This is a genomic window from Nocardia sp. SYP-A9097, from assembly GCF_009649815.1.
Lineage (GTDB): Bacteria > Actinomycetota > Actinomycetes > Mycobacteriales > Mycobacteriaceae > Nocardia.
The window spans coordinates 87,667-107,448 of the sequence record NZ_WJIC01000025.1 but is presented as its reverse complement, the minus strand read 5'-3'; the positions used below and the strand labels follow the sequence as shown (position 1 = coordinate 107,448).

Here is a 19,782-nt window from a genome sequence, read left to right as displayed (position 1 = left end):
CTTCCTGGATGAACCTGGTCGAGGTCTGGTTCGGCATCATCGAACGCCAAGCCATCCACCGCGGCACCTTCCGCAACGTCCGCGAGCTGACCACCAAGATCCGCGAGTTCATCAACGGCTGGAACCCGAGAGCGAAGCCCTTCGTCTGGACCAAGACCGCAGAGCAGATCCTGGCCAAGGCCGACCGCCGAAGAACTTCAAATACGGCCCACTAGGTATCCCGCTACTCACCACTGTCGGAATCATCGTGCTGGTTCTCGGCGCGATATTGATGATCGCGGGCCGGGCCGGGCACGCCGTCGGCGGTCGCCGCCACTACTACTGAGGATCACCCGATGCGACGCCTGCTGCCGGCGTTGCTGCTCGTGTGGCTGATCATCGGTGTGATCGCCGCCGGTCAACGCGGCTACCTCACCGATCGTGAACAGAACTGTGCCAGCGCAGGAACCATCTTCGTGCCTGCGATTGCGGGGCCGTTGAACTACGTCGGCGCAAATTCGAAGGTGAACAGCTGCCATGTACCCCAACCCAGCTCGTAACAGGACCTTTGGGCATTCCAGAGCACCACCGAGGAGGATTGAGGATCGCCTTCGTCGCCTTGTTCGCCGGAATCGTCGGTGGCTCGAGGCATATCCGCACCAACCCGAGCTGGCGGGACCGGCTCGAGTAACTGCCGCTGAAAACCGCACCGGCAGTGCACTATTCGATTCGACGGAGACAGGAAATGAGACCATACGCGGACGGATACCAGTACGAAGACGAAGACGGCTACGTACGAGTCCGTGGCGGCAGACGATCGAGAACGACCAGCGTCTTCACGCTGCTGATGTTCGCTTGGCTACTCGTCGGCGCCGTCGCCGGCGGACAACGGCACTATTACCAAAACCTGCCGGACAGCTGCGCGAGCACCGGAACGATCGCGGTGACCATCGCCGCCGGTCCGCTGAACTACCTCGGCGTGAACCCGGCGATCGAAAACTGCAATGTCACTGTCCCGCAACCCAGTCCGTGAACCGCGATGCCATATAGCTGGAGCGGTGCGGGCAGATGTGCCCCGGCGCTACACGGCTTGCGAATCCACTTCACCGAGGCTCTGCGCATGGGCTGGATGACCAGATCTACCCAGGACCTGGTGGTCGGGCTCGGCCGCATCGGCTATATCGCACGCGGTGCGGTCCTCGCGGGGATCGGAATCGCCGCTCTCGCGGCGTCATACGCCTATGACGCCGCCAACGCCAAAGGCGTCGACGGAGTCCTACGTGATTTCGCCCAAACAGCCTTCGGCCCATGGCTTCTGATCCTGGTCGCGCTGGGGTTGATCGCCTTCGGCGTCTTCTCCTTCATCGAGGCCAAGGGCGTCGCACCTTCGGCGGCATCCCGGTGTAGCTCGCGCACCCCTCAGTCGACCACGACTACTTCGAGAACGGCCGCGAGCATCCGCTGGCGGCCCGGTGGGCCCGAATTTCGACCACGTGCGCTGGCCGACCGCACATCAGTCTTGTAGCCAACGGGGTCGGTCGATCGTCCAGGCTGGAACGCCCCAGGGAATTCCGCGACGAAACGGTCCCAATCCAATCGGTCGGCGAGCTCATCAAGGTAGAGCTTCGCGACGACTTGCACCGCCGCGCCGTGCCGGTATCGCTCCGGCTCTTCCCTCAGGTCGGCGTCGACCACGTGACCGAGGTCGACGACGAACAGATGAGTGCGCCCATCAGCCTCGATCTGCCCGACCTCGAGCTACTGGCATGGTGCGCGCTCGCCGTCGCGAGCAGCGTTTCCTACCACCGGCTTTCGCTACCCGAGTCCGGAACGGCCACGCTGCTGGCCGAATTGATCACCGCGACGATCGACGCTCCCATCGTCCTGCCGCCCCGCGCCGAGGCGGTCCCGGACCGTCCCGCCCGGCTCACGCCCCAATCCCGCCGCCAGGCCCTGCTGAACGAGGCGATGCGCCTGTTCGCCCGGGACGGATTCGCCGGCGTGAGTATGGAGGACATCGGTGCGGGCATCGGCATCGCGGGCCCCAGCGTCTACAACCACTTCGCCGTCAAATCGGACCTGTTGACCCTGCTCAACGACCTCCCGATCATCCCGGTGCATGCGCGCCCCGGCGTGAACGCCGCAGTCCTCACCATTGGAGCCGAACTGCTCGGCATTGCGGAGTCGTCCGGACTGTAGGGCTTCGGCATAACACGCGAGCCGATCGTTGCACGCATTAGCAACCGATGGGCTAACGTCCCGGCTATGCGAGTCTCGAGGGTATTGAACCGATCAAGCTGGCTCCGCTCAGCGCGTGGCAGGAGAATCCGGGAACCAGCAATCCTGCCGCAATGGCGTCGTCCGGCAGTGAACCGGTCAAAGCGGTGGCGGAGATGGACGGCCGCACCCTCTTCGACAAGGTGTCGGCCCTGCTGACCGCCAATCCGGCCACGCCCGCCGACGATCCGGCCATGGCGCGCTTCGCGACCATCGGCATCAAGCCCTGGTTCAGAACGCCAAGCCCGGCCCGGAAACCGGTGCGGGAAACTGGCTTCCGATTCCGGCGAGCGGTGACTTCAGCCTCACCCTGCGCATGTACGCGCCGCACCCCTCGGTGATCGATTTCAGCTGGCAGCCGCCCGCCGTCACCCCGGTCAACTGACCCCATCGCAGTGAGCAAGGAGTAGCAGCATGACCGAAATACACAGCACGTGGACGCTTTCGCGACGATCGATGTTCGGGCTCGGCGCGGCGGCCGTAGCGGCAGTCGGCCTGGCCGCCTGTAGCTCCTCGGACGACAAGTCCTCGGGGAGTAAGACTTCCGCGGCGAACGACGTGAAATCCGTTGCCACCGACGCCTATGTCTTCGGCTACCCGCTGGTCCTGATGGACGCGACCAAAACAGCGGGCGCGCCCGTGAACAGCTTCGATCACGGTGTACCGCCGAACCCGAACGACCGCGACGTGGTCCGCCTGAACCTGGACACACTGTATTCGCAAGCGTGGCTGGATCTTTCGGCCGAACCGATGGTGCTGCAGGTGCCCGCCATGGACGCCGGCCGCTACTGGCTCATGCAGATCATGGACGCGTGGAGTAATACCGCCCACGACCCGAGCAGTGTCAAACCACAGGTCAAGGACGGGGTCACCGCACCGCCGTACACCTATGTGCTGACCGGGCCGGGCTGGTCCGGCACCCTGCCGCCGAACACCACCGAATTGAAGATGACCACGCCGACGGTGTGGATCATCGGTCGCATCCAGATCAACGGCGCGGCCGATCTGCCGAATGTGCAAGCGCTGCAACAGCAATTGAAGCTGGTGCCATTGAGTCGCTGGGCCGCCGGAGACGAGGGCGGCACCGTCAGCCGCCAGCACACCACCGATGCCGGCGCTGTCCCACCGGTCAAGGCGGTCGCGGCCATGGACGGAAAGACGTTCTACAACAAGATGTGTGCGCTCATGGCCGTCAACCCGCCCGCCCCGGCGGACGCGGCCGTCATGAAGCGGTTCGCCACCATCGGCATCAAGCCCGCCGCCCAATGTCGACACCCTCTCGACCGATGATCTGAACGCGGCGGCCACCGCGGCGGCCGAACAGATTCCCGCCTTCAAGAATCCCAAGGCCGAGGATTACAACGGCTGGCAGTTCGCCACCGATGTCGGCACCTACGGCACCGACTACAATCAGCGCGCATACATCGCGATGACCGGTCTGGGCGCCAACCTGCCGCAGGATGCGTTGTACCCCACCGTCTTCGGTATGGCCGACGAGAACGGCACCCCGCGCCGGTTCACCATCACCTTCCCCGCCGGGCAGTTGCCGCCGGTGGACGCGTTCTGGTCGATCACCGCCTACGACGGTGACAGCTTCTTCGTTCCGAATCCGGCCAATATCTACGCGGTCGGTCACGGCATCCCGCCGGTGCCGGGCCCCGACGGATCGGTGGTCTTCGCCATCCAGAGTGCCGACCCGGGACCGGCTGTGCCGCAGGGTAATTGGCTGCCCATCCCGGCTTCGGGCAAGTTCTCCCTCACGCTGCGGTTGTACGCGCCCAAGCCGCCCGCCATCGACGGCACCTGGCAGCCGCCGGCTCTGACACCCGTGGGCTGAGGACAGGCGTAATGGTCGGAGATGTATTGCCGCTGGCGGTCGGTGTAGCGCTCTCACCGATCCCGATAGTGGTCGCGATCCTGATGCTGTTGTCGGCGCATGCGGGCGGCACCAGCATCGGCTTCGGAATCGGCTGGGTGGCAGGGATTTTCGCCGCCGTCGGCATTGTCACCCTGCTGTCCGGGTCGATCGGCGGCACCGATGATTCGGAGCCGTCGGCCGCCCGTACCTGGATAAAGATCGGTCTGGGAGTGGTGCTGCTGGTCCTGGCCTTCGGACAGTGGCGGAACCGAGCCGACCCCTCGGTTCCGAAGTGGATGCAGGCCATCGACCAGTTGACGGTCCCCAAGGCCGCCGGGCTGGGTTTCGCACTGGCCGCCGTCAATCCGAAGAACCTGCTGCTGTGCGTCTCCGCCGGAGTCCTGATCGGCGGCGCGGACACCTCCGTCGTCGCCGAGCTCACCGCCCTGATCGTCTTCACCCTGATCGCGGCGGCGTCCGTGCTGATCCCGGTGATCGGCTACGCGGTCGCCGCGGACCGTCTGCGCCCCGCCCTCGACAGCCTGAAGAACTGGCTGCAGGCCAACAACCACATGGTGATGGCCATTGTCCTGCTGGTCATGGGCGCGGCGGTGATCGGCAAGGGCATCAACGGGCTGTGAGCCCCCGATCGATCTGAAGTTTCGCGAATGGAGCCGAGCATGCCCAACCCCTCCCTGCCGGGCCGCCTGGCCCGCATCACCATGAATGGCGAGCTGCCCGGCAGGGCCGATCTGCCGCTCATCTTCGATGAACTCGACTATCAGATGGCGTGCCAGGCATACCTGTGGGCGCTGCCGCTGGTGTCGTACGCGCAGTGGCAGAACCAGCATCGAGAAGTGTTCGGGGCCAACGAGGTAGACCTCGTGCACTATGTGAGCTATCGGGATCGACTCGGGCTCATCACCGCCAATGCCAATACCCCGTACATCGTCGGATTCTTCGATCTCGGCGTGACCGGGCCGCTGGTCATCGAGGTGCCGGAGGGACATACCGCCGGTGGCTTCTCCGATTTCTGGCAGCGGGAATTCGGCATCCCCGGTGAGATGGGCCCGATCAGGGTAGGGGCGGTGCGCACTTGATCGTCCCGCCCGATCAGGAAGCGCCGGCCGGGGAGTACTTCGTGCATCAGGCCACCGGACTCGATGTCATGTTCGGCTTCCGCACCCTGGTTCCCGACCCGGAGAAAGCACAGCGCCTCGTCGATCAGGTGCGTATCCGGCCACTGCACGGTGACGCGCCGGCCAACCGGCTCATCTCACCGGACAATCGCCCGTGGACCGGGGATCAGCCACGCGGACTGGACTATTGGGCTCGACTGCACGAGATCTATCAGCGCGCGATCGTCGACGAGCGCGATCGTTTCTACCTGCCATGCTGCGACAGCTCGGTATCGAGCAGGGTAAGCCGTTCGCGCCCGATGCCCGCACGACGGCGATCCTGACCGATGCCGCGGCCGCGGGTGAGCTTATGGCACAGGCGAATACGTTCGCCAAGCGCTTCCCCGACGCTCGCTACTGGCCGGACCGGAACTGGGACTCGCTTTTCATGATGGACCATTCGGACCAGCGCGGCACCGGCTATGACGAGCTACTCGAGCGCGCGGCGTATTTCTATGAGGGAGTTGCGTTCTCGGAGGCGATGAAGAGCAAGACCCCCGGCGTCGGTCAGGCGTAATGCGGTTCTACGGCCCCCTCGAACCGTACTTCGACCGCAGTTGGAAGCTCGGCGATATCGTCTCCGCCTGAAAGCCCGTGCGACGGCACCCCGGATCCGCCGGACTTTCCTTGCTCCTCCGCGCGGCTGCGGGCCGTTTCTACACTCCCTCAGCCGGCGGTTTCGGCTCGGAGCCCGCAGCGAGGCCGGGGACACCCCAGCCGTAGGCGAGCTTGTGTACCTCGAGGACGAACAGTGATTCGGTCGACAGCACGCTTTCGTGTGCGCCGATGTGCTGCTCGACGACCTCGACGAAATGTGCGATATCGCGGCAGATGACCTCGGCCATCACGTCGAACCGGCCGCTGGTCATCACGACGTAGCTGGTCTCCGGCAGCGCGGCGAGGGCTTCGCAGACCTCACGCGCTCGGCCCGCGCGTACCCGCACGCCGATCATCGCGAGGCGATCGAAACCGATGGCCAGCGGGTTGGCGATCCCGACAATCTGGAGGATTCCCGCGTCCTCGAGGCGTTTGGTCCGGTAGCGGATCGACGACGCCGGGATGCCCAGCTCATCGGCGAGATTGGCGAAAGAGCGGCGACCGTCAAGCTGGAGCGCGGCGACGATACGCCGGTCCAGATCGTCCATTTCATCGGCGCTGTCCACGATGTGCGAGCGTACCGGTCCGCCAGTCGCTCGCAGTCGACGGTTATCGCCCCGCGGGTAGCACCCCGACGACGGTCCTCCGTGCGTGAGATAACGGATTATCTTGCAGATAGCCGCGTGATACGCAACACTCAGCGATAGTCTTTGTTGAAATAACAAAAGTAGAGCCGAAAAGTCGTCTAATCGTGAAAGTTGTGGCTATGCAGAGAACTGTCTTCGAGCGGTGTCCTCCGAACGAGTCGGTGGTGCGGCACGCACTCCACGGCACCGAGCCCGGCGTGGTCTGGTTCGACGGGCTCACCCCGTCCGAGCACCCGGAGCTGACCGGCCAGATCGCCGCCGATCTGGTGATCGTCGGCGGCGGGTACACCGGGCTCTGGACAGCGGTGCGCGCCAAGGAACGTGATCCCGAGGCCCGGGTCGTGCTGTTGGAGGGCAAGCGAATCGGCTGGGCCGCGTCCGGCCGCAACGGTGGTTTCTGCAAGGTCAGCCTGACTCATGGCCGGGACAACGGCCTGCGTCGCTGGCCTGACGAGCTGGACGCCATCGACACGCTGGCCGAACGCAACCTCGCCGACCTCGCCGACACGATCGACCGCTATGGCATCGAAGCCGATGTGGAACGCACCGGGGTCATCAAGGTGGCCGTCGAACCGCACGAGGTCGAGTGGCTGCGAGCGCGCGACCGCGACGATCGCCAGGTCTACCTCGACTCGCAGGCGATGCGCGCGGCGGTGAACTCGCCGACCTACTTGGCCGGCCACTGGGACAAGAACGATCTGATGGTGCATCCGGCGAAGCTGGCACTGGAGTTGGCGCGCGTCGCGGTCGAACTCGGTGTACAGGTATTCGAGGAATCGTCCGTTATCGGGCTCGAGGAGCAGGGCTCGCACATGATGGTGCGGACCGCCGCGGGCTCGGTCCGAGCCGGGCGAGTTGCGTTGGGCACCAACGTGTTCCCATCGCTGCTGAAGCGGAACCGGTTCATGACGGTGCCGGTCTACGACTACGTGCTGGCGACCGAACCGCTTACCGCCACCCAATTGCGCGAGATCGGGTGGCAGGGGCGTCAGGGCATCAGTGATCTTGCCAACCAGTTCCACTACTACCGGCTCACCGGCGACAACCGGATCGTATTCGGCGGCTACGACGCCATCTACCACTTCGGGCGGCGTATTCGCCCCGAGTACAACGAGCGACCGGAGTCATTCCACACCCTCGCGCGGCACTTCTTCACCACGTTCCCGGCTTTGGAGGGAGTCCGCTTCACGCACCGCTGGGCCGGGGTGATCGACACCTGTTCGCAATTCTGTGCCTTCTTCGGAACCGCACACCGCGGCAAGGTCGCCTACGCCACCGGATTCACCGGCCTCGGCGTCGCCTCCACCCGGTTCGCCGGCGATGTGATGCTCGATCTGCTCGAGGGTGCCGACACCGAGCGCACCAGCCTGCGGATGGTGCGCAAACGACCGCTGCCGTTCCCGCCCGAACCCTTCACTTCGATCGGCATCAATGCCACGCGCTGGTCGCTGGCGCGTGCCGACCGTAATCAAGGCCGCCGCAATCTCCTTCTCCGTACGCTCGACGCCGCCGGCCTCGGGTTCGAATCGTGATCAGCCCCAACCTGATCGACGGCACCACGGCGACTACGAGCAGCGCCTCCACGCCCGCCAGGGGACCGCGGCCCGCGTCCGGGCGGCGCTACTGAGCCGCGGTGTCGGCGCCGATCAAAACGAGATCGCCGCCGACGTCCGCGTGAGTGCGCACCCGGCGCCGCCGCGCTACGGCCACGCCGCCCGCCGACCATCGGGAGGGGCGACTCGCGGAAAAGGGCCTGCGGACAGCACCTTCCGCGGAGTACTCAGCCGGCGGCTTCGAGGATGACGGTTGTGACGGCGTCGGGATTGGAGACCATCACGGCGTGGCTGGCGCCGGCGACCGTGGTGGTCTTGGCACCCATACGCTCGGCGAGCCACTGTTCCAGTGGGGCGCCGATGATTTGGTCATTGCCCGCGACGACGAACCAGCTGGGGAACTCGCGCCAAGCCGGTGGACCGGAGACGAATTGGAAGCGGGCCGCGTCACTGGGGCCTTGTACGGCGGCCATGACGCGGGCCCGCACCGGGTCGACATCGTCGGCGAAGTAGCGCACGAAGTCATCCTGCGGCAGGGTGAGCCTGCCCTGCGCATCGACGAGGAAGTGCTTCGTGGACTCCAGCGGCGGGAACTGCGGGGCGTGCTCGACCACCGTCTCACCCTCGTCGGGCGCGAAAGCCGCCACGTACACAAGCGACTTCACATTGGGTGCGCCGTGCGCGGCATTGGTGATCACGCATCCGCCGAACGAGTGACCGACCACGACGGTCGGTCCTCTGAGCTGGTCCAGGGCCTGGCGGACCTTGGTGACATCGTCGGGAATGGAAGACAGTGGCTGCTGGATGGCGACGACGTAGTGTCCGGCGTCCTGCAGTTGGGGAATGACTCGCTCCCATGAGGAGCCGTCGGCGATCGCGCCGTGGACGAGCAGAATGTTGACCATGCGGGCCTCCGATGTCGGTATCTACCGTGGATATGCCAACTGCTGATCACGCATTGCGTTCGTGCCCGAATCGGGCGATGGCTACTCTACCGTCGCGATGGTGAATCCGGTCAGCCGATCGGCTGCAGGTCACCGGGTTTCCAGGTCTGGTCGAAGAATGCTTGACCCGGTCCGTAGAGGCGCACGATGACGAAGTAGCCCTTGCCCGGCAGGGTGCGCAGCCAGTTGGTGTCGTCGGCCTTGCCGGGCGTGTCCGGGCCGAAGTAGATGTCATGCGACCCGTCGGCCTCGGCGGTGGGCTTGTCCATGGTGTTGATCGACGGAAAGCGTTGCCCGTTGGCCTCCCGGGCATCCTCCTGCCCCCGGCCGACGCCCTCATAGTTGCGCCGATGACCTGCAACTCAGCCGCGAAATGGGCGGCGGGTGACTCGGACACGCTGCCGCTCGGGATCCTGGTTGAAGCTGCCGGGAGCCGGAAACCCGTAGTGGCAGTGCCTTATTCGAATGACGCTCAGCTGTCATTTCCCCGATCCAGGATGCCCTCGAGAACACGACCGGTCACTGCAGCCGCTGACTCGCCTGGTCGGTAGTCCACAGCAGCTGAATTGAGAACGTGCACAATCATTTCCACCTCATCGCGGCTAGGCGGCGGGTCGAGTGTTGCGCTGGCGAGGGCTGGCTCGGGCCAACTTCCTGGCGAAACTGACGCATTATTTTGCCGAGGTCAATGCGATCCACCGATTCCGTGAGGGCAACGAGCGTGCGCAGCGGGCATTCTTCCGCCAGTTGGGAGCAGAGGCCGGCTGGTTGATCGACTGGTCGGGTTTGGATCCCGAGGAAAACACCCGAGCCTCGATGGCGTCACTGCGTGGAGACAATAAGCCCCTGCGGGAACTGTTCGATCGGTTGGTGTCGCAACTGTAGTTGGACCGGACCGCTACTGATCGAGTCGAGACTGGGTTCCATGCCCACCGGGGTCCGGATGGAGCGGTGCAGCAGCCGGGCGTCGAATAGCAGTACCTTGCCCGCTGTCGTTGGGACCGTGGTGAATTCGCAATCTGTCAGGCGCGGATTGTGTCATATGTAGGTTTCCTTCGGGATATGGGTTGGCCGTCGGCCACCTCGGCCACAAGGTCGGTCCATCGGCCGGCCATCACCGCCAAGGAGAGTGCGGCGGCGACCTCCTGCGGGATGCCTGACGGCTTCCGGACCGGAATTTCGTTGTGTACGAGCTGATCTGCGCATCGTGGGCTGAATCGGGTGGGCGGGCAATGCTCTGGAGGGCCGGCACAACCACGATGATTTCCATGTCAATTCTTTCGGACACTCGGAAGGCTGAAGCCTTGCGGGGCGCGTTCAACATGGTGATTCGATTGATCGGGGTCGCGGTCGCGGGTATGGCCGCGATGCTCATTCTCGGCGGGTGCGATTACATAGGCGGGACCTCGGCGCATGCCGATGCTTCGAGTGGAGCCGTTATGGCCGATTCCATGGGTGTCGCGGCGAATGTGCGGTCGGTGCCCAACGGAGCGACGCTCAACGTGTTGTGCAAGGTGCCCAGCCAGAACGTTTACAAGGTCAGGTACGACTGGCACATCGGGTACATGGACACCTCCGATGTGGCTCTCGATCACGGCACCGCCGCCGATCTCGATGTGTGCGGCTGACGCCGCTGTCGTCTCGAATCCCGTTCTCATGTTTGCTCGTTGGTTACTGCGGGGTTCTGGAGCCGCCGGCAACCCGCCTGAAATGGGAAATCCCGGCTACGCCCTGCTGGGCGGTATGCCGGGATTTTGTTGTGCGCGAGGCGGTACTTGAACCTCTGGATCCGCCAGCTGGTGACGCATATTGGTATGTGGTGACGCATATTGGTATGTGAGGAGAATCTGAGGGTGACGGTTGGTCGAGTCAACTCCTTTCTCGGTTGAGGTGTCGTGCGATGGTTCGTGTTCGGCGAGGGGGTGTGGTTCGCCGGTGAGAAGGGCAAGTGCGGCAGCGACTTCCGAGAGTGATACGCGGACGTAGGTGAGGGTGGGGCCGTCGGATCGGGTGGGTTCGGTGTGGCCTGCGAAGGCACGGGCAGTGGCGTTCGACCCAGGTGAGTGTGGTGTGGCGGAGCCAGTGGGCGGTGATCTGCAGTGTGGCGACCCAGGGGAGGTGTTTGCCGATACGTTCCCAGAGGTGGTCGTATCGGCGGTGCGTGAAGGGTCGGACATCGCGGTGGCGCAGTAGTCGCTCCTGTGGTGCGCCGCCGCGTTTGCTGTGGCGCACGAGTGCGCACATGAGGGTAGGGGAGACGGGCTGCCATCGGTCGGATTGGTCTTTTCGCGGAGCCAGATGAGGCGGTGGTCCGGGTGAAGGTCGATGGGGCGTAGGGCGAGTGCGCCGCTGCGGCGGCAGGCGGTTTCGAGGTGGAGCCGCAGGATGAGGGTGTCGAGGTCGGGGTCGTTGCCGGTGGTTTCGACGGTGTGGGCGATCTGCCGGAGTTGATTCGGGGCGAGCGAGGTGCGTGGGCTGGGTGCGCGGCGGGGGCTGTCGATGGTGGTGGCGCTGTGGTGGCTCGGGTACCCGCGTGGTTGCGCCCCCTGTGTCGTGGCGCGCGCGACGATAGGGTGCGGACCGACGACCAGGAAGCAGGCCATGAACTCAGAGTCGCCAGTTGCTATGCCAACTCCCGTCGCGGGCGGTGCCCGTCCGGTACGGGCCGCGATCGTGGTCGGTGCGCTCGGGGTGGTGTTCGGTGATATCGGTACCAGCCCGATCTACACGATCCAGACCGTGTTCAATCCGGGCGACCCCCATCCGGTGCCGATCGGTACGAACAATGTGTACGGCATTGTGTCGCTGATCTTCTGGTCGGTGATGCTCATCGTCACCCTGACCTATGTGACGCTCATGATGCGCGCCGACAATGACGGCGAGGGCGGGATCATGGCCTTGATTACGCTGCTCCGCCGGATGGGTGGAGCCCGGGGTAAGGCTGCCAATGGGTCATTTCGGCCGAAAGGCGATCACACGCGGCTGGCTGGGACTGGTGTTGCCGGCGTGCACGCTGAGCTATCTGGGCCAGGGCGCGCTGCTGCTCGGTGACGAGAATGCGGTGAGCAGCCCGTTCTTCCTGCTGGCACCCGGTTGGGCGCGGCTGCCGATGGTGTTGCTCGCGACCGCCGCCACGGTGATCGCATCGCAAGCGGTGATCACCGGCGCCTATTCGGTCGCGTCGCAGGCCGCGCAGCTCGGGTATCTGCCGCGTTTGCGGGTGGCGCACACCTCGGAGTCCACCATCGGCCAGATCTACGTGCCCTGGATCAACTGGGTTCTCATGGTTTCGGTGATCACGCTGGTGTTCGCGTTCCGCAGTTCGGCGGCGCTGGCGTACGCGTTCGGCATGGCGGTGACCGCGACCATCACGATCACGACGCTGCTGTTCTTCTATATCGCTCGGGTGAAATGGGGTGCCCCGCTGTGGCTGGTGCTGCTCGGTGCTGTTCCGCTGTTGGCGGTGGATCTGCTGTTCCTGGCGGCGAATATGACGAAACTGGTGCACGGCGCGTGGTTGCCGCTGCTGATCGGCATCACCGCATTCACCGTGATGACCACGTGGGCGCGGGGACGCGAGGTCGTCACCCGCGCCCGTGAGGCCAAGGAAGGGCCGCTGGGCGCGTTCATCGCGGGGCTGCCCGGCCACCGGCCGTCGCTGGTGCGTATTCCCGGTACCGCGGTGTTCCTGAACCGCGGCGACCAGACCACACCGCTGGCGATGCGTGCCAATGTCGAGCACAATCGCGTGCTGCACGAGCATGTGGTGATCTTGTCGATCGATACCGTGCCGGTACCTCGGGTCCTCGATTCCGAACGTACCGAGATCGATGCGCTCGGCTACACCGACGACGGAATCATCCACGTCACAGCACATTTCGGATATATGGAGACCCCGAACGTCCCGCATACGCTGCGGCTGCTCGACCCGGCCAGGACCGAAGGGCCGATCTTGGTCGACGGAGCGTCCTACTACCTGTCGAAAATAGAGCTCAAGAAGGGCACGGCGCCGACGATGGCGGCCTGGCGTAAACATCTGTTCATCGCCACCTCCTACATCACCGCCGACGCCGCCGAATACTTCGGCCTACCCGGCGAACGCACCGTGATAATGGGTTCACGGATCGACGTGTGACATCATTGGTCCTTGCCGATTTCCTTGCTGACGGCTTCCTGATAGATATCGGCATAGGTTCGTTGGTCTTTGATCAGATCGTCGCAGAAGGCCGCGACGTCATTGCCGACGAGTTCCAAGACGCCCTTGTCTGCGGCGATGCCTTCCTCGAAGAAGTCGAGAATTCCGGAGAGCAAGCCACCCTCGACCAGATCGACCGGCCCGACTTTGAAGAAGTACTTTTGAATCTCCTTGTAGGCAATCTGGTAATCGGACGGGAGCGCTTTGACGCGCGCCATGTGTGCCCGCCACTCTCGCTTGCCTTCGATGATGTCGCGGATGCCCACTTTATCCTCCCAACTTCTTTGCGATGTTCTTGTTCAGCTGATCGCGCCACTTGTCTCGATAACTCTTGGCTCCTTGCCCGCCGGCGATCGCCGCGCAGAAGCCTTTGATGTCGGTGCCCAGTGCGTCGTCGATACTCTGGCCGTCCGACGCTGTTTCCTCGAGCAGTCCCAGGGCCCCGTCGAGGATGGGCATCAAGTTGCGACCGGTGATGTCCGAGTACGGCGAGAGTTGGATCTTGATCTCTTCCCACGCCGCTCGATACTCGGCCGGGAGAACCTCGGCTCGAGCTTCGAAGGCTTGGTATTCCCTGGTGAGATCGCTGCCCGTGACCTTCTCCCAGAAATTCATGCTTGGCTTCCTTTGAGCTCATTGATGCGTGCTGAGACGTATTCCCATTTCACCCAGAATGTCGCGAGCTCTTTGCGTCCCGCGTCGTTGAGTGCGTAGAACTTGCGCGGCGGACCGACTCCGGAAGGTCGTTTCGAAACATCGACCAGGCCATTCTTCTCCAACCGCAGCAGGATGGCGTATACCGTCCCTTCGATGACATCGGCGAATCCGAGTTCATTCAGTCGGCGCGTGATGGCGTAACCGTATGTCTCCTCGGTGCCGATGATTTCGAGGACGCAGCCCTCGAGTGTGCCTTTCAACATCTCCGTCAAGTTGTCCGTGGCGTCCTCCTTTGCTCGAGCCACCGCTATTCAGTGGTACTGACTACCACTAGACTGCATCGCAGAGTAGATGTCAAGGCGCCACCCGTTGTCGCTTGCGCGGCCGCTACTCAGTGCTACTGTATACCGGTAGCTAGTAGCACCGAGTAGTGCGAGGAGGCAGAGCATGGGCACGCAGATGACGACAACACAAGCCTTGACGATCCAGGTGCACGATGCCGGGGGCGGGTTCGCGATCGATCGGGCGGCGGCATTCGCCGGCATCACGATTGCGACGGTGTGTGACTATCACCAGCATGGCTTGGTCGATGAACCCGAGCTCGACGGCTCCGGTTGTCGCCGCTACCGATCCGCGGAACTACTGCGGTTGGTGCAGGTCCGAACGCTGGCGGCGGCGGGCATACCGCTGGCCGAAATCGGTGATCTGCTCGACTATTTCCGTCATATCGAGCGTGTTCTCGACGGCTCCCGCGTGAGGGAATCGGAAGATTTGTTCGCGTGACGGTGTCGGATTTGTCAGGGGCTGAAGAACATTCGAGCCCGGGTTCCAGGATGGAGATCCGCAGCTGGGATCAGTGGGACTGCTTATCCGTGTCGGACCGCGGGTCGATGCGTCCAACCGGTGCGAGAGCGATGCCGAAGTCGCGGTGACCGAGGCGGTATGACTCCATGGTCGCCGCGATCCCGGTTCGGTGCTCGAACGAGTCGTGGCGTGGCTGGGGCTGACGGGTTTGGGGTACTACGACACGTTCGTGCGTCACGACCCCGCGCTCGTGGACGGTATCGGGCGCGTGGGGCGGCGGATCGATCACTCGACGACCCGGCGTGCCGGGTGGCGCTGAAAACACGCCGATTGCGCGGCGGGGCCGGCGCGATGACCGTCAAAGATCCGTCAAACCGGGTTCGGGGATCTTGCCGGGGGTTGCTCGATGGGGTGATATGCCAGTTGTGACTACAAACGTCGGCCCGCGGCGCACCGTGCGCGCCTTTGCCGACGTAGCCCGGCACCGAATCGAGCGAATGCCGTCCGCGTTGGAGCTCTTCGGCTTCCAAAGTGAGGACGAGCCGCCGAGTCCGGTGTAGCCCGAGCCGTCATATTCCTTGCCGCGCAACATATCCGCGCGGCGTTGTCGCCGCTGTCCGTGCGACGTTCCATCCCCTCCCGCGACGGTAATCGCGAACTTCTCGTGTGCTTCGCGCCTCGGCGCGGCACACCCTTCCCCATTGGAGAGCTATGTCCGCACCTGTGTCCGGCGCCCGTACCGTCCTCGTGACCGGCGCCGATACGCGCCTCGGTTTCGCGACGGCGCAGCGGGTGATCGCGGATGGCGACACCGTCATCGCGCACATCCTGGACAAGAACCACGCCGACGAGACGATGCGGCGCCTTCAGGCCGAGGCCGAGCCCGGCCGGGTACGCATGGTGCAGGCCGATTTCGCCCGGCTGGCCGAGGTCGAGGAACTCGGCCGCACGCTGGCCGCGGAATTGACCCGTCTGGACGCCCTGATCAATGTCGCGGCGATCGCGGCTCCCGACGCGCGTTCGCACACCGAGGACGGGCACGAATTGACCCTCCAGGTCAACTATCTCGCGCCGCACCGCCTGACGATGGCATTGCTGCCCGCGCTCGCGGCGGCCCGGGGCCGCGTCGTGGCCGTCACGTCGAAACTGCATGCCGCCGGAAATATCGACTACACGGATCTGGACCGTAAGCGCGGCAGCTACACCCCGTTGGCCATCTACGCGCAGTCCAAGCTGGCCCTGACCATGTTCAGCCGTTCCCTGGCCGAGACCGGACCGGACGGACTGCTCTCGGTCAGCGTGCATCCGACCGATTTCGAGATCGACCTGCCGCGACTGCGCAGCGATCGCACCGCACCACTGGACGGGGCCGCGTCCGTCCTGGTCCAGCTGTCCGTGCCCAGCACCCAGGTAGTGAACGGCGGATATTACGAGGGCGAGAAGCCTGCGAACGCCGCAGCGCTGGTGCGTAATTCTCGTGCCCGCACCCGGCTCGCCGCATGGAGCAACCAGCTCGCGCACACCGCCTGACCACTTCAGCGATCCCACGGAGGAATCCCATGTCCAAACGAGCCAGAAAGAAGCGCGCCCGCCGCAAGAAGAAGGCCGACCACGGCCACCGGCCCTGCCAGCGCTGACCGACCTCCGGCGCAGCCTTCACCGGCATGTCAGGGGTGCGCCGAGGACAGGAGCCGCCGCGAGTCCGAAAGGGCCGCGGCGGCTTCACCGTATAGATCTTGCAAAGAAGCAGGTCACCATCGCCAAGGGTGCGTCAAAGCAGCTATTGACACTGCTCGAACACGCCTAGCGTGCAATTGCAGGCCGGAGCTTTTCCGGGCAGTGAGGAGATGGTTCGAATGGCCGGCGATGTCGACTCGGTGATGTTGGATGAGCTGGCAACCCATTGCCACGTCGTCGAGATTCTCGACCTGCTCTCCGAATCCGGTTGCAATCCAGCGCTTCTCGCGAGATTCGTACCAGCACCGAGCGCGGACCTCACCTCAGCCCTCCGCCTGATCGCAGCGCATGGACTCCTGGCCACCGGCGACCGCGGCGACGATGCCCACACTGGTCGCGGGCCGCTGCGACTGACCGACCGGGGCGAGGCAGTCGCCCGGGCGCTGGCGAACCGCACGGTGAACACGACCGCTCACACCGGTGACCGGGCCGCAAGGCATGGTTCGGTCCTGGGAAGAACCACCGGCCGAGTACTGCACTTGCGCCGCACCACAGCGGCAGCGATTCCCACAACGTCTCGAGCATGACAATGCCCAGCGCCGGAGTCCGGCCGATGCTGTGGAATGGATGATTCCGGACAGCATGTTCGATAGATTGCCGAATATTGCTGCGGGAAAGCTCATTCCAGTTCGATCAGTCGCAACAGGCGCACTCGTCGCTGGTGCCGGTGGGAGTGCCTGCGGTCAGGGTGTTCGGGGCGGGACAGCAGGTGTCGCCGCGCCAGGCGTTGACGCCTTCCTTGACCGCGATCACCGCGATTACCAGTCCGGCGATCGGGTCGGCCCAGGACCAGCCGAACAGGCTGTTGAGCAGCAGTCCGACCAGCAGTACCGCAGACAGGTAGGTGCACAGCAGGGTCTGCTTGGAATCGGCGACCGCCGAAGCGGATCCGAGCTCGCGGCCCGCACGGCGCTGTGCCCACGACAGCAGCGGCATGATCGCCAAACTCACCGCCGCCAGGGAAATGCCGACCGGTGAGTGCCGCGCCTCCCCGACACCGAGCAGCGCGCGGATCGAATCGATGGTCACGTACGTGGCAAGGGCGAAGAACGAGAACGCGATGATCCGCAGCGCGACCCTTTCCCGCTTCTCGGGATCCTTGCCGGCGAACTGCCAGGCCACTGCTGCGGCGGAGGACACCTCGATCACCGAGTCCAGGCCGAACCCGATCAACGCGGTCGAGGACACCCGAGTGCCCTCGGTCAGGGCAATGATCGCCTCGATCACGTTGTAGGTGATCGTCGCGGCCACGAACCAGCGAATGCGCCTCGCCAACAACGCCCGCCGCTGCGGCGATGGCCCCAACCGCACCGCCGAGGGTACCGGCGGCAAGCCCAACGACTGCGACATCAGCAGCACTCCTCGTTCTCCGAAGCGGGGCAACAGGCCGGATCGACCGCCAGCACCAGCCCGGTCAGATCGTCGAGTGCGCGCGCGATCCGCGGGTCGGCCAGCTCGTAGCGGGAGCGCCTTCCCTCCGGCACCGCGACGACCAGGCCGCAACCACGTAGGCAGGCAAGGTGATTGGACAGAATCTGTCGCGACACCCCGATCCGGTCGGCGAGATCCGATGGGTAGCTCGGGGCAGTGCGCAGGCTCAGCAGGATCTGGGTACGCGTTGAATCGGACAAGGCGTGCCCGAACCGGGCCAGCGCATCACGCTGCAGCAAAACTTCCACACCGCAACAGTACATAGAAAACTGTATTCATAAAAGACTGAATCAACAGACCTTCGTCGGGGTAGGTCGGGGCTTGTGTGGGGTGACCGGATCGGGTTGACCGTCGACGGTCGTCAGGCAGCAGGCCTCCGATCCGGTTGTCTCGTACAGGGCGACTTGCGCACGTACCCGAGCGTTTGGTCCGGGCACATACCCGGCGGTCATACGATTCCCGTAATGGAAGTCGCGGTCGGCGAGTGATTCTCGGTCGCCGGATGGAGCCACGTCGCGATATTGCGGATGTAGTCCTTGTACACCGCCAGGCGGGACGGGTCGGCCTTCATCTGTGTGCCCGGCGGCTCACTGACGAAGGACGGCGCGCCACGATCGAGATCCCAGTTGTAGTCGGCGAAGTGGTGGAAGGTCGACTCGGCGAGTGCTCGGCCCATCGTCCGTCCTTCCGCCGTGATCTCCCCGTCCAGCACGACAGCAAGATTGAATCGGCGGCCGGACACCGTACTTCGGCCCTGCGCGAGCACAGCGGCGCCCGGCACACACGCCGACACCGCGCCCTCGTGCGGGTGAGCCGGGAACCATTCGATTCGGCCGCTGGCCGTCGCGGTGGTGCGCAAGAGCGCGTGTACCGGTTCGCCGACAATGACAGGCTGATAGTCGCCGTTGGCACCGGAGTGGTAGTTCGGCCAGGAGATGGTCGGCGTGTCCTGGTCGTCGCGCATCCTGCTGGGGTCGGGGTTCAGCTGGTGAAAGTGGTTCACCTCGCCCAGGGATCCGAGTCCGAGCAGGCTGCTCCCCAGGTCCTGGTGGTCGCGCGCGGTGAGCACCCCGCGGCCGTTTTCGCGGAACCGCACGATGGCTTGCGACTCGGCAGCGGTGAGGCCGTCGCCGATGTCGACTGCCAGCAGCCACAGCTGGTCGAAGTCCAGGTCGTCGAGATGGCTCAGGATCGGGTCGTTGTCGCCGCGGCTGACGCGGCTGCGTGCGGTGACATCGTGGCCCGCGGCGATCAACTCGTCGGCCAACAGGGTGAACCGGGTGATGTCCCAGTCGTCGGGGTGCTCGGTGATCGTTGTCTGCAGCAGGATCTTCGACATCGAAATGTCCTTCCTTACTTACACTTTCGGCTCGGCGGAGACGCGACGGTTTGTGCGGGCGAGTAGTTCTTCGTCCTCGACGAGAACGAGCATGGGCTGGCTCGGATCGCAGACCATGGTGACGACGAAGCGGAGTCCGACATCGTCGCGGTTGTTGCCGTCCGAATAGTGGATGGCGTCGCCGCCGGGCTCCCAGAAGGCTTCACCGGCCCTGATGACGCGAGGGGGTTCGCCCTCGAGTTCGAACAGCATTTCGCCTTCGATCACATAGCCGAACGCGGGGCCGCCCAGGTGCCGGTGTGGTGGCGCGCCCGGGTCGCCCGGGGGATAGGCGATGACGACGGTCATCGCGTGTGCGCCTTGGGGAATGAAGGGTGGCGTGGCGTCTTGAACGACGGTCAGTGCCGTCTCCCACACGCTGCTACGCGCCTTCGATGCGGTCGTTTCACTGGTCATGGCGGTTCCTTCGCTCGCTGTCCTGGGCAGGTTCACAGCTAGGACCGGATAGGCCCCGGTGTTGTGACAGCGGGCCGAAAGGTCTTGTCACAGTTCGGGGTTATGTCCGGTCCAAGTTGCTGACTCAACC

General features: G+C 64.6%; 29 protein-coding genes and 4 pseudogenes. 22 read left to right on the top strand and 11 right to left on the bottom strand.

Translation table 11 applies throughout. The features are described from left to right. From GFY24_RS41325 to GFY24_RS42425, 13 genes and pseudogenes are all read left to right on the top strand, one after another. Window positions 1-215: pseudogene (locus GFY24_RS41325) on the top strand (IS630 family transposase); the annotation flags it as partial. Then, window positions 212-325 (top strand): annotated as a pseudogene (locus GFY24_RS42450) (DUF6131 family protein); the annotation flags it as partial. The pseudogenes GFY24_RS41325 and GFY24_RS42450, both read left to right, overlap by 4 nt. Window positions 326-335: 10 nt before the next feature. Then, window positions 336-539, top strand: a complete 204-nt coding sequence (locus tag GFY24_RS33010) for a hypothetical protein (protein ID WP_153809028.1) — start codon at window positions 336-338, stop codon at window positions 537-539. Window positions 540-724: 185 nt separating this feature from the next. Continuing rightward, complete coding sequence (locus GFY24_RS43880; RefSeq protein ID WP_375336134.1) at window positions 725-1,012, top strand: hypothetical protein; 288 nt, start codon at window positions 725-727, stop codon at window positions 1,010-1,012. Between the two features lie 96 nt (window positions 1,013-1,108). Then, on the top strand, window positions 1,109-1,504 hold the full coding sequence (locus GFY24_RS33000) for a DUF1206 domain-containing protein (RefSeq protein ID WP_228566874.1): 396 nt from the start codon (window positions 1,109-1,111) through the stop codon (window positions 1,502-1,504). 125 nt (window positions 1,505-1,629) lie between these two features. Then, window positions 1,630-2,178 (top strand): helix-turn-helix domain-containing protein, encoded by a 549-nt coding sequence (locus tag GFY24_RS32990; protein WP_309231625.1) that lies wholly within the window; start codon window positions 1,630-1,632, stop codon window positions 2,176-2,178. A gap of 304 nt (window positions 2,179-2,482) precedes the next feature. Beyond that, entirely contained in the window at window positions 2,483-2,641 is a 159-nt protein-coding gene (locus GFY24_RS32985; protein ID WP_153809042.1) for a DUF1214 domain-containing protein, read from the top strand. A 29-nt stretch (window positions 2,642-2,670) separates the two neighbouring features. Next, on the top strand, window positions 2,671-3,546 hold the full coding sequence (locus GFY24_RS42445) for a DUF1254 domain-containing protein (RefSeq protein WP_228566873.1): 876 nt from the start codon (window positions 2,671-2,673) through the stop codon (window positions 3,544-3,546). 139 nt (window positions 3,547-3,685) lie between these two features. Then, entirely contained in the window at window positions 3,686-4,093 is a 408-nt protein-coding gene (locus GFY24_RS42440) for a DUF1214 domain-containing protein (RefSeq protein ID WP_228566872.1), read from the top strand. An 11-nt stretch (window positions 4,094-4,104) separates the two neighbouring features. Further along, complete coding sequence (locus tag GFY24_RS32975; protein ID WP_153809025.1) at window positions 4,105-4,755, top strand: GAP family protein; 651 nt, start codon at window positions 4,105-4,107, stop codon at window positions 4,753-4,755. Window positions 4,756-4,794: 39 nt separating this feature from the next. Continuing rightward, window positions 4,795-5,214 carry a DUF1254 domain-containing protein gene (locus GFY24_RS42435; RefSeq protein WP_228566871.1) on the top strand — a complete coding sequence of 140 codons (420 nt, stop codon included), beginning with the start codon at window positions 4,795-4,797 and terminating at the stop codon, window positions 5,212-5,214. After that, complete coding sequence (locus tag GFY24_RS42430) at window positions 5,211-5,576, top strand: hypothetical protein (protein WP_228566870.1); 366 nt, start codon at window positions 5,211-5,213, stop codon at window positions 5,574-5,576. The genes GFY24_RS42435 and GFY24_RS42430 overlap by 4 nt, the downstream gene beginning before the upstream one ends. Further along, window positions 5,507-5,809, top strand: coding sequence for a hypothetical protein (locus GFY24_RS42425; RefSeq protein WP_228566869.1), 303 nt, complete (start codon window positions 5,507-5,509; stop codon window positions 5,807-5,809). Before GFY24_RS42430 ends, GFY24_RS42425 begins: the two co-directional genes overlap by 70 nt. Window positions 5,810-5,948: 139 nt before the next feature. On the opposite strand, the gene GFY24_RS32965 is transcribed toward GFY24_RS42425, so the two are convergent. After that, window positions 5,949-6,455 (bottom strand): Lrp/AsnC family transcriptional regulator, encoded by a 507-nt coding sequence (locus GFY24_RS32965; protein ID WP_309231624.1) that lies wholly within the window; start codon window positions 6,453-6,455, stop codon window positions 5,949-5,951. Between the two features lie 200 nt (window positions 6,456-6,655). On the opposite strand from GFY24_RS32965, the gene GFY24_RS32960 reads away from it, so the two are divergent. Next, window positions 6,656-8,068: an FAD-binding oxidoreductase gene (locus GFY24_RS32960; RefSeq protein ID WP_153809024.1), complete on the top strand. Its 1,413-nt coding sequence runs from the start codon at window positions 6,656-6,658 to the stop codon at window positions 8,066-8,068. A 248-nt stretch (window positions 8,069-8,316) separates the two neighbouring features. On the opposite strand, the gene GFY24_RS32955 is transcribed toward GFY24_RS32960, so the two are convergent. Beyond that, window positions 8,317-8,994, bottom strand: coding sequence for an alpha/beta fold hydrolase (locus tag GFY24_RS32955; protein WP_153809023.1), 678 nt, complete (start codon window positions 8,992-8,994; stop codon window positions 8,317-8,319). A gap of 110 nt (window positions 8,995-9,104) precedes the next feature. Then, a pseudogene (locus tag GFY24_RS32950) lies at window positions 9,105-9,323 on the bottom strand (DUF1214 domain-containing protein); the annotation flags it as partial. Here GFY24_RS32950 and GFY24_RS32945 point away from each other — a divergent pair. From GFY24_RS32945 to GFY24_RS32930, 4 genes and pseudogenes are all read left to right on the top strand, one after another. Next, window positions 9,267-9,584 carry a flavoprotein gene (locus GFY24_RS32945; protein ID WP_153809022.1) on the top strand — a complete coding sequence of 106 codons (318 nt, stop codon included), beginning with the start codon at window positions 9,267-9,269 and terminating at the stop codon, window positions 9,582-9,584. The pseudogene GFY24_RS32950 and the gene GFY24_RS32945 overlap by 57 nt on opposite strands. 67 nt (window positions 9,585-9,651) lie before the next feature. Then, a complete protein-coding gene (locus tag GFY24_RS32940) occupies window positions 9,652-9,918 on the top strand; it encodes a Fic family protein (RefSeq protein WP_153809021.1) in 267 nt (88 codons plus the stop codon). A gap of 383 nt (window positions 9,919-10,301) precedes the next feature. After that, the gene (locus tag GFY24_RS32935) at window positions 10,302-10,661 is read left to right on the top strand and encodes a hypothetical protein (protein WP_153809020.1); all 360 of its coding nucleotides are present in this window, start codon (window positions 10,302-10,304) and stop codon (window positions 10,659-10,661) included. Window positions 10,662-11,634: 973 nt separating this feature from the next. Continuing rightward, window positions 11,635-13,168: pseudogene (locus GFY24_RS32930) on the top strand (KUP/HAK/KT family potassium transporter). 2 nt (window positions 13,169-13,170) lie between these two features. Here GFY24_RS32930 and GFY24_RS32925 read toward each other — a convergent pair. Genes GFY24_RS32925 through GFY24_RS32915 form a run of 3 tightly spaced genes read right to left on the bottom strand, consistent with a single transcriptional unit; the run spans window position 13,171 to window position 14,148 of the window. Further along, complete coding sequence (locus tag GFY24_RS32925) at window positions 13,171-13,494, bottom strand: DUF1048 domain-containing protein (protein WP_309231623.1); 324 nt, start codon at window positions 13,492-13,494, stop codon at window positions 13,171-13,173. A 1-nt stretch (window position 13,495) separates the two neighbouring features. Beyond that, entirely contained in the window at window positions 13,496-13,843 is a 348-nt protein-coding gene (locus tag GFY24_RS32920) for a DUF1048 domain-containing protein (protein WP_153809019.1), read from the bottom strand. Beyond that, window positions 13,840-14,148 carry a PadR family transcriptional regulator gene (locus GFY24_RS32915; RefSeq protein ID WP_153809018.1) on the bottom strand — a complete coding sequence of 103 codons (309 nt, stop codon included), beginning with the start codon at window positions 14,146-14,148 and terminating at the stop codon, window positions 13,840-13,842. Before GFY24_RS32915 ends, GFY24_RS32920 begins: the two co-directional genes overlap by 4 nt. A gap of 184 nt (window positions 14,149-14,332) precedes the next feature. Here GFY24_RS32915 and GFY24_RS32910 point away from each other — a divergent pair, with 184 nt between their 5' ends. From GFY24_RS32910 to GFY24_RS43875, 4 genes are all read left to right on the top strand, one after another. Continuing rightward, entirely contained in the window at window positions 14,333-14,668 is a 336-nt protein-coding gene (locus tag GFY24_RS32910) for a MerR family transcriptional regulator (protein WP_228566867.1), read from the top strand. A 190-nt stretch (window positions 14,669-14,858) separates the two neighbouring features. Beyond that, window positions 14,859-15,008 carry a hypothetical protein gene (locus GFY24_RS32905; protein WP_153809017.1) on the top strand — a complete coding sequence of 50 codons (150 nt, stop codon included), beginning with the start codon at window positions 14,859-14,861 and terminating at the stop codon, window positions 15,006-15,008. Between the two features lie 392 nt (window positions 15,009-15,400). Then, complete coding sequence (locus GFY24_RS32900) at window positions 15,401-16,219, top strand: SDR family NAD(P)-dependent oxidoreductase (RefSeq protein WP_153809016.1); 819 nt, start codon at window positions 15,401-15,403, stop codon at window positions 16,217-16,219. Next, window positions 16,189-16,326 carry a 50S ribosomal protein bL37 gene (locus GFY24_RS43875; RefSeq protein WP_375336133.1) on the top strand — a complete coding sequence of 46 codons (138 nt, stop codon included), beginning with the start codon at window positions 16,189-16,191 and terminating at the stop codon, window positions 16,324-16,326. The genes GFY24_RS32900 and GFY24_RS43875 overlap by 31 nt, the downstream gene beginning before the upstream one ends. Window positions 16,327-16,689: 363 nt before the next feature. Here GFY24_RS43875 and GFY24_RS32895 read toward each other — a convergent pair whose 3' ends face one another. The 5 genes from GFY24_RS32895 to GFY24_RS32875 form a co-directional block, all read right to left on the bottom strand. Next, window positions 16,690-16,842, bottom strand: coding sequence for a hypothetical protein (locus GFY24_RS32895; protein WP_153809015.1), 153 nt, complete (start codon window positions 16,840-16,842; stop codon window positions 16,690-16,692). A 217-nt stretch (window positions 16,843-17,059) separates the two neighbouring features. After that, a complete protein-coding gene (locus GFY24_RS32890; protein ID WP_153809014.1) occupies window positions 17,060-17,776 on the bottom strand; it encodes a cation transporter in 717 nt (238 codons plus the stop codon). Then, window positions 17,776-18,120 carry a metalloregulator ArsR/SmtB family transcription factor gene (locus tag GFY24_RS32885; RefSeq protein ID WP_153809013.1) on the bottom strand — a complete coding sequence of 115 codons (345 nt, stop codon included), beginning with the start codon at window positions 18,118-18,120 and terminating at the stop codon, window positions 17,776-17,778. The genes GFY24_RS32890 and GFY24_RS32885 overlap by 1 nt, the downstream gene beginning before the upstream one ends. Window positions 18,121-18,305: 185 nt before the next feature. After that, window positions 18,306-19,196 (bottom strand): hypothetical protein, encoded by an 891-nt coding sequence (locus tag GFY24_RS32880; protein ID WP_153809012.1) that lies wholly within the window; start codon window positions 19,194-19,196, stop codon window positions 18,306-18,308. An 18-nt stretch (window positions 19,197-19,214) separates the two neighbouring features. Next, a complete protein-coding gene (locus GFY24_RS32875; RefSeq protein WP_153809011.1) occupies window positions 19,215-19,652 on the bottom strand; it encodes a cupin domain-containing protein in 438 nt (145 codons plus the stop codon). Between the last annotated feature and the right edge of the window lie 130 nt (window positions 19,653-19,782).

Bases quoted from the DNA above. Each gene is read 5' to 3' on its own strand.
- GFY24_RS42445 (WP_228566873.1), top strand. From the start codon at position 2,671: ATGACCGAAATACACAGCACGTGGACGCTTTCGCGACGATCGATGTTC.
- GFY24_RS42440 (WP_228566872.1), top strand. From the start codon at position 3,686: ATGACCGGTCTGGGCGCCAACCTGCCGCAGGATGCGTTGTACCCCACC.
- GFY24_RS32935 (WP_153809020.1), top strand. From the start codon at position 10,302: ATGTCAATTCTTTCGGACACTCGGAAGGCTGAAGCCTTGCGGGGCGCG.
- GFY24_RS32875 (WP_153809011.1), bottom strand. From the start codon at position 19,652: ATGACCAGTGAAACGACCGCATCGAAGGCGCGTAGCAGCGTGTGGGAG.
- GFY24_RS32960 (WP_153809024.1), top strand. From the start codon at position 6,656: ATGCAGAGAACTGTCTTCGAGCGGTGTCCTCCGAACGAGTCGGTGGTG.
- GFY24_RS42435 (WP_228566871.1), top strand. From the start codon at position 4,795: ATGCCCAACCCCTCCCTGCCGGGCCGCCTGGCCCGCATCACCATGAAT.
- GFY24_RS43875 (WP_375336133.1), top strand. From the start codon at position 16,189: ATGGAGCAACCAGCTCGCGCACACCGCCTGACCACTTCAGCGATCCCA.
- GFY24_RS33000 (WP_228566874.1), top strand. From the start codon at position 1,109: ATGACCAGATCTACCCAGGACCTGGTGGTCGGGCTCGGCCGCATCGGC.
- GFY24_RS32900 (WP_153809016.1), top strand. From the start codon at position 15,401: ATGTCCGCACCTGTGTCCGGCGCCCGTACCGTCCTCGTGACCGGCGCC.
- GFY24_RS43880 (WP_375336134.1), top strand. From the start codon at position 725: ATGAGACCATACGCGGACGGATACCAGTACGAAGACGAAGACGGCTAC.
- GFY24_RS32885 (WP_153809013.1), bottom strand. From the start codon at position 18,120: ATGTACTGTTGCGGTGTGGAAGTTTTGCTGCAGCGTGATGCGCTGGCC.
- GFY24_RS32880 (WP_153809012.1), bottom strand. From the start codon at position 19,196: ATGTCGAAGATCCTGCTGCAGACAACGATCACCGAGCACCCCGACGAC.
- GFY24_RS32910 (WP_228566867.1), top strand. From the start codon at position 14,333: ATGGGCACGCAGATGACGACAACACAAGCCTTGACGATCCAGGTGCAC.
- GFY24_RS32890 (WP_153809014.1), bottom strand. From the start codon at position 17,776: ATGTCGCAGTCGTTGGGCTTGCCGCCGGTACCCTCGGCGGTGCGGTTG.
- GFY24_RS33010 (WP_153809028.1), top strand. From the start codon at position 336: ATGCGACGCCTGCTGCCGGCGTTGCTGCTCGTGTGGCTGATCATCGGT.
- GFY24_RS32915 (WP_153809018.1), bottom strand. From the start codon at position 14,148: ATGTTGAAAGGCACACTCGAGGGCTGCGTCCTCGAAATCATCGGCACC.
- GFY24_RS42425 (WP_228566869.1), top strand. From the start codon at position 5,507: ATGCTGCGACAGCTCGGTATCGAGCAGGGTAAGCCGTTCGCGCCCGAT.
- GFY24_RS32945 (WP_153809022.1), top strand. From the start codon at position 9,267: ATGCGACCCGTCGGCCTCGGCGGTGGGCTTGTCCATGGTGTTGATCGA.
- GFY24_RS32975 (WP_153809025.1), top strand. From the start codon at position 4,105: ATGGTCGGAGATGTATTGCCGCTGGCGGTCGGTGTAGCGCTCTCACCG.
- GFY24_RS32955 (WP_153809023.1), bottom strand. From the start codon at position 8,994: ATGGTCAACATTCTGCTCGTCCACGGCGCGATCGCCGACGGCTCCTCA.
- GFY24_RS32920 (WP_153809019.1), bottom strand. From the start codon at position 13,843: ATGAATTTCTGGGAGAAGGTCACGGGCAGCGATCTCACCAGGGAATAC.